At 63.7% G+C, this 1,926-nt stretch carries 1 protein-coding gene; it reads right to left on the reverse strand.

Going from position 1 to position 1,926, the window contains the following annotated elements:
* Nucleotides 1–213 precede the first annotated feature (213 nt).
* A partial coding sequence (locus tag EN749_RS34925; RefSeq protein WP_128364876.1) for a response regulator occupies nucleotides 214–1,926 on the reverse strand: 1,713 nt, incomplete at its 5' end.

Raw genomic sequence — 1,926 nt, forward strand, 5'->3', positions numbered from 1 at the left:
CCCCAACGGACCTGTTTTCGGCGATGGCCCGGCCACGACACCGTCTGGCTGAGAGCAACGCGCTCCCGCCCGTAACTGGGAAGAGCGGAATTCGAATGTCGCCATTGTCTCGGCTGGATGCCGCCTTTCATATGGTGCGATCGCACCATAGTCTTGGCCGCTGACAGGGGCGCGAATCTTCGCCGTATTCCCGGTACTCGGGCAGAGCCGGCCTTACCCGGCGTTGCGCTGCGCCTGCCGGCTGGCGCCGACCCAGCGCTCGACCTTCTCGAGCAACGCCCGGGGACTGATCGGCTTGGGCAGATAGTCGTCCATGCCTGCCTCCAGGCAGCGCTCGCGGTCCCCCTTCAGCGCATGCGCGGTGACGCCGACGATCGGCACATGCGTGCCGGTTTCTTCCTCCAGCCGGCGAATGGCGGCGGTTGCTTCGAGACCGTTCATCTCCGGCATGGAGACATCCATCAGGATCATGCACGGGTTCAGCCGGCCGAAGGCGTCGAGCGCCTTGCGGCCATTGCCGACGATCTCGAAACCATAACCGGTCTCGCCGAGGATCTGGGTGAACACCATCTGGTTCACCTCATTGTCCTCGGCCACCAGGATATCCAGCCTGTCGCCGCCAGCCGCCACCGGTGGCCGGGGGCGAATTGAGGGCGGCTGCAGCAGCGCCCGCTGTTCGGACGGCGCCGAGGGCTGCGTCCGCATCACATAACTCGCAGCGACGTCGGCTGCGAGCGGCTGCGCGTCGCTGCCGCTCGTGTTGTGGCGATGCCGCTGGATGGTGGCGACCAGCGTTTCCAGCAGCACCGAAGAGCGCGCCGGCTTGATCAGCTGGGCATCGATGCCAAGATCGCGATAGCTGGTGTTGGCGAGCGACTGGTCGACCGAGGTCAGCATGATGATCGGCGTGCCGGCAAGGCCGGCGGTGCTGCGCACGATCCGCGCCATTTCGGCGCCGCTCATTCCAGGCATCTGGTAGTCGAGCACGACGCAGTCGACCGGGACACCATAGGCGGCGGCGGCGATCAGCACCTTGAGGCCTTCGGCGCCGCTTTCGGCCGCGCAGGAATCGAACGTCCACGATGTCATCTGTTCGGTCAGGATGGCCCGATTGACGGCATTGTCGTCGACAATCAGCACACGCGCACCGGTCACGTCGATCGGCATGATGCGCTGTCCGTTTTGCTGTCCAGCCCTCGGCAGCGTCACCGAGAACCAGAAAGTCGAGCCCTTGCCTTCCGCACTTTCGACCCCGATGTCGCCGCCCATCAGCTCGACGAGCCGCGAGGTGATGGCAAGACCGAGGCCGGTTCCCTCATGCCGCCTCGTCGAAGAGGTGTCGACCTGGCTGAATTTCTCGAACACCAGTTTCAGTTTTTCCTCGGGGATACCGATACCGGTATCGGTGACCGAGATCGTCAGCTTCGTTCCGGTTGGAACCCTCTCGCCGGTGACGTCGACCAGCACATGGCCTTCATCGGTGAATTTCACCGCGTTGCCGAGCAGGTTGGTGACGATCTGTCTGATACGGCCGACATCACCGACGAACAGGCTCTCGAGCCGAGGTTCGACACGCACGATCAGCTCGAGGTCTTTTTCCTTGGCTCGTGTCGACACCAGCGTCGCCACATCTTCGATCGCCTCGGCCAGATTGAAGGGCGCCGGATCGAGCACCAGCTGACCGGCATCGATCTTGGAGAAGTCCAGGATGTCGTTGATGATGGTGAGCAGCGCATTGCCCGATTTCACGATGATGTCGGTAAACGTCTTCTGTTTCGGGTCGAGGTCCGATTTGGCCAGCAGCTCGGCCATGCCGAGCACGCCGTTCATCGGCGTGCGGATCTCATGGCTCATATTGGCGAGGAATTCCGACTTGGCGCGGTCGGCGAGCACGGCGCGCTGACGCGCTTCGCGCAGTTCCGCCTC

This window comes from Mesorhizobium sp. M7A.F.Ca.ET.027.02.1.1 (genome assembly GCF_004022985.1).
Classification (GTDB): Bacteria; Pseudomonadota; Alphaproteobacteria; order Rhizobiales; family Rhizobiaceae; genus Mesorhizobium.